This window comes from Streptomyces colwelliae, assembly GCF_048158785.1.
Taxonomy (GTDB): Bacteria; Actinomycetota; Actinomycetes; order Streptomycetales; family Streptomycetaceae; genus Streptomyces.
In genome coordinates, this window is sequence record NZ_JBLTJC010000571.1 from 1 (window position 1) to 4,745 (window position 4,745).

General features: G+C 70.9%; 5 protein-coding genes. All 5 read left to right on the plus strand.

Features of this window, described 5'->3' with window-relative positions; all coding sequences use genetic code 11:
• Positions 1-63: 63 nt before the first annotated feature.
• The 5 genes from ACNFOC_RS51035 (at position 64) to ACNFOC_RS51055 (ending at position 4,715) form a co-directional block, all read left to right on the plus strand.
• A complete protein-coding gene (locus ACNFOC_RS51035) occupies positions 64-936 on the plus strand; it encodes a carbohydrate ABC transporter permease (protein WP_416965804.1) in 873 nt (290 codons plus the stop codon).
• Between the two features lie 67 nt (positions 937-1,003).
• Complete coding sequence (locus ACNFOC_RS51040; RefSeq protein ID WP_416965805.1) at positions 1,004-1,921, plus strand: carbohydrate ABC transporter permease; 918 nt, start codon at positions 1,004-1,006, stop codon at positions 1,919-1,921.
• 26 nt (positions 1,922-1,947) lie between these two features.
• Positions 1,948-2,631: a bifunctional 4-hydroxy-2-oxoglutarate aldolase/2-dehydro-3-deoxy-phosphogluconate aldolase gene (locus ACNFOC_RS51045; protein ID WP_416965806.1), complete on the plus strand. Its 684-nt coding sequence runs from the start codon at positions 1,948-1,950 to the stop codon at positions 2,629-2,631.
• Positions 2,628-3,599 (plus strand): sugar kinase, encoded by a 972-nt coding sequence (locus ACNFOC_RS51050; protein ID WP_416965807.1) that lies wholly within the window; start codon positions 2,628-2,630, stop codon positions 3,597-3,599. Before ACNFOC_RS51045 ends, ACNFOC_RS51050 begins: the two co-directional genes overlap by 4 nt.
• A gap of 63 nt (positions 3,600-3,662) precedes the next feature.
• Positions 3,663-4,715: a lactonase family protein gene (locus ACNFOC_RS51055; protein WP_416965808.1), complete on the plus strand. Its 1,053-nt coding sequence runs from the start codon at positions 3,663-3,665 to the stop codon at positions 4,713-4,715.
• The last annotated feature ends 30 nt before the right edge of the window (positions 4,716-4,745 follow it).

Sequence of the window (4,745 nt, forward strand, 5' to 3'; positions counted from 1 at the left end):
CCCGCCACGTCGCCCGCCAACTCGCCCGCCAAGTTGCCTGTCGGCCAAGGAGGTTGATCCCCCGTGTTCCACCGACGGCGTGCCACCATGGCCGCCTTCCTGCTCCCCGCGATCGCCGTGTACGCGCTCTTCATCCTGTATCCGCTGTTCAAGGGCGTGTACCTGAGCTTCACCGACAGCGTCGGCGGCCCGATCTCCCACTTCGTCGGCATGGACGAGTACACGGCGATGGCGGACGACCCGGCGGTCTCCGCGGCGCTGTGGCACACGGTCCTCTACGCCGTCGTGGTCGTCGTCGTGCAGAACGGCCTCGGGCTGCTCTTCGCGTCGATGCTGTTCCGCCGCCCGAGGGTCCGAAAGGCCCTGAACGTCGTCCTGTTGACCCCGACGCTGATCTCGCCGCTGATGGCCGCGTTCATCTGGTCGTACCTCTTCGCGCCGAACGGCGGCCTCAACGCGCTGCTCGACGGGGTCGGCCTCGGCGCGCTCAAGCACGTCTGGCTCGGCGACCCGTCCACCGCGCTGTACTCGGTCGCCACCGTCAACATCTGGATGTTCACCGGCTACTCGTGCGCGATCTTCCTCGCCAGCTACCTGAGCATGCCGACCGAACTCCTGGAGGCCGCCGCCCTGGACGGCGCGAGCGGCTGGCGGCGCTTCCGCAGCATCGAATGGCCGCTGCTGGCGCCCGCGTTGACCGTCAACGTGACGCTCAGCCTGATCGGTTCGCTCAAGGTCTTCGAGTTCCCGCTCGTCCTGACCAACGGCGGCCCGGCCGGCGCGACGGACACCCTGACCCTGCTCGTCTACCGCAACATCTTCGGCGGCGGGAAGTTCGCCTACGGCGTCGCCCTCGCGGTGCTGCTCCTCGTGACCGTGGTCGTCCTGTCCAGCGCGACCAACTCCCTGCTCAGACTGCGCGAACGGCGCGTGTGACGCCGTACGGACGCCTCCAAGGACGTACGCACCCCGTCGGCACCGTTGGAATCGGACGGATCACCCCATGACCTCACCCCTCTCAACCGCGGTCCCCGCACCGGAAGTCGGCCGCCCCGCCGGGAAGCGTGACGCGCCCCGGCCCCGTGCCGCCGCGCCGTGGACCCCGCGCAGGCTCGCGGCCGGCCTCGGCACCACGGTGCTCTGTCTCGGCACGGTCCTGTTCGTGCTGCCGTTCGTGTTCACCATCGTCACCTCGCTGCGCACGGCGGCGGACGTGGCGCGCTCCCCGCTGGGCGTGCCGCACTCCTTCACGCTGAAGAACTTCACGCAGGCCTTCAGCCAGATCCACTACGGCACCAGCACCCTCAACACCCTTCTGATCACCGGGCTTTCGTGCGCGCTGATCACGGTGCTCGGCGCGCTCGCGGGCTACCCGCTGGCCCGCATCACCGCGGGCTGGTCGACGGCGGTGTACCGGCTCTTCATCCTCGGCACGTCGATCCCGGTGTTCGTGGTCGTGGCACCCCTGTACCTGCTGATGCGCGACCTGAACCTGCTCGACACGTACGCGGGCGTCGTCTTCATCTACACCGCGCTCAACCTGCCGTTGGCCGTGTTCTTCTACACCAGTTTCATCCGCCAGATCCCGACCGACCTGGAGGAGGCGGCGGCCCTCGACGGCTGCGGCGCGCTGCGCACGTTCTTCGTCATCATCCTGCCGCTGCTACGGCCGGTCACCAGCACCCTGTTGACGTTCATCTCGCTCCAGATCTGGAACGACCTCCTCGTCCCCCTCGTATTCCTCCAGGACCCGGGAAAGCGCACGGTCATGGTGAACGCGTACTCCTTCATCGACCCGCACACCGTGCAGCCCACCACCCTTTTCCCCGCGGCCCTGTTGGGCGTGCTGCCCCTCTTCGTCATCTTCATCTTCTTCCAGCGCCAGATGGTCGCCGGGATGTCGGCGGGAGCTGTCAAGTGACGGAACAGCAGGCTGGAGACGGTCACATGACGGATCGTCATTTCGAACGGCCCGCTCTCACAGCCCAGTTGACCAGTACCCGGGTCATGGCCATCCTCAGGTCCGCCGACGCCTCCGGGCTGCCCGCCGCGGCCCGTGCCCTCGCGGCCGGCGGGGTCACCTGTCTGGAGGTCACCCTCACCACGGCGGGCGCGCTGGACGCGATCGCCCGTATCAAGGACGAACTCGGCGCCGCCGTATCGGTGGGCGCGGGTACGGTCCTCACCGCGGCCGACACCCGGGACGCGCTGGCGGCGGGCGCGGAGTTCCTGGTCGCCCCCAACGTCGACCCGGACGTCATCCGCGCCGCGGCCGATCTCGGCGTCCCCTTCTACCCGGGGGCGTGGACGGCGACCGAGGTGATCACCGCCTGGCGGGCGGGTGCCGCGGCCGTGAAACTCTTCCCGGCGTGTACGGGCGGGCCGAACCATCTGGCCCAACTCCGGGCCCCGCTGCCGGAGATACCGCTCATGGCGGTCGGCGGCGTGGATCTGGAGGCGGCGGGGCGGTACATGGCCGCGGGGGCACTCGCCGTGGGCGTCGGCTCCCCGCTGCTGCGCGGCGCCGACCGGGACCCCGCCCCGGACGCGCTGAGCGCCCTCACGGCACGGGCACGCGCACTGCTGAAGACGGTCAGGCCCGACACCGGGGCCGAGGAGAGATTTCTGTGAACACCCGCAAGCCTGTTGAGGGTGACGAGCCCTACCTCGTCACGGTGGGCGAGACCCTCGGCGTCCTGTCCGCCGCCGGCCCCGGCCCGCTCGCCCTGGGCACCAGCCTGCGCCTCGGCATCGCCGGCGCCGAGTCGAACGTGGCCGTGGGCGTCAGCCGCCTGGGCGGCCGGGCGACGTGGATCGGCCGGGTGAGCGACGACGAGCTGGGCGAACTGGTGCTGCGCGAGCTGCGCGCGGAGGGGGTGACCGCCCTCGCCGTACGCGATCCGGCGCCGACGTCGCTCCTCATCAAGGAGAAGCGCACCAGTACGCATCACCGGATGCGCTACTACCGGACGGCGACGGCGGGTGTGCGCCTGGTCCCCGAGGACATTCCGGAGGAGGTGGTGGCGGGGGCGTCGGTCCTCCATGTCACCGGTATCACACCGGCGTTGGGGGAAGGCCCGGCGCGAGCGGTCCGCCGCGCGGTGGATGTGGCCAAGGGCGCCGGGGTGTTGGTCTCCCTCGACATCAACTTCCGTTCCCTGCTGTGGAACGAGGACGAGGCGAGGGAGGCGGTCCTGCCGCTCCTCCGGGACAGCGACCTGGTGTTCGCGGGCCCGCACGAGGCACGGCTGGCGGTACCCGACCGTCACGAACCCGAGGAACTGGCCAAGGGGATCTGCGAGTTGGGCCCGGCCGGTGCGGTGATCAAACTGGGCGCGGAGGGAGCCTTCGCGCTCGTCGACGGCCGCCCGTACCGCCAACCGGCGCTGCCTGTCCGCGTTCACGACTCGGTGGGGGCGGGGGACGCGTTCGTGGCGGGCTACTTGGCCGAACTCCTCGCGGGCGCGGGGCCGTCGGTCAGGCTCGACACGGCCGCCCGGCTCGGTGCGTTCGCGGTCGGCACGGAGGGCGACTGGGAGGGCCTCCCGCGCCGCGCCGAACTCGCTCTGCTGGACCACCACGACGACGTACTCCGCTGACGAAATACACCGCTGAGGGACTGAACACATATGTCACGAGAGACAGTTGAGGATCCGTCAATCATGGCTGGGGCACGGCAGGTTGCCGTCCTGACCGGTTCGTACACGCCGGACACGGGAGGTGAGGGCGTCGGTGTGACGGCGCTGCGCTTCACGCCGGGAGACGGTCTGCGTGTGGTGGACGCGGTGGCGGCGAGCGGTGCGTCGTACCTGGCGGCGCATCCGGCCCTGCCCGTCGTCTACACGACGCACGAGTCGACGCCGGGCGCGGTCGGCGCGTTCGCCCTACGGGAGGGCGCGGCGCCGGTGCCGCTGGGAGCACCCCTGACCAGCGGCGGCGCGAACCCGTGCCACCTGACCGTCCACCCGAGCGGCGACCATCTCCTCACCGCCAACTACGGCACGGACACGGTGCCCGGCACGGTGGCGGTACACCGCCTGGACGCGGACGGCAGGCTCGCGGACCTGACGGACGTGGTCGAACACAAGGGCTCGGGGCCGGTGGCCGGCCGCCAGGAGGGCACCCACGCCCACCAGGTCGTCGTGGACCCGGCCGGCCGCTACGTCCTGGCCACCGACCTGGGCGCGGACACGGTGTTCACGTACGAACTGGACACCGACACGGGCAAGTTGAAGCCCGTGGCCGCCTCCCAGCTCCGCCCGGGTTCCGGCCCCCGCCACCTCGCCTTCACCCCGAGCGGAGACCTGGTCCTCAGCGCCGACGAACTCTCCTCGACGGTGACGTGCCACCGCTACGACGCCGGGACCGGCACCCTGCACGAACTGTCCCGGGTGCCGGCGACGGCCGTAGCGGACATCCCCAACCAGCCCGGCGGCATCGTGACTTCGGACTGCGGACGCTACGTCTGGGTCACCAATCGGGGCGCGGACACGGTGGCCGCGTTCCGGATCGCGGGGTCGGCTCTTGAGCCTCTCGGTGAGGTTCCGAGCGGGGGCAGCTGGCCTCGGGGGCTGACCGCGGCGGCCGGATATCTGCTGGTGGCCAACCAACACAGCGGGACCGTCGCGGCGTTGAAGGTGCTGGAGGACGGGTCGTTGGGGGAGGCGGAGGTGGTCGTGGAGGTGGCTTCTGTGGTGTGCGGGTTGGTGGTCTGAGCGGGCTGGCGGGCCGGCGGGCTGGCGGGC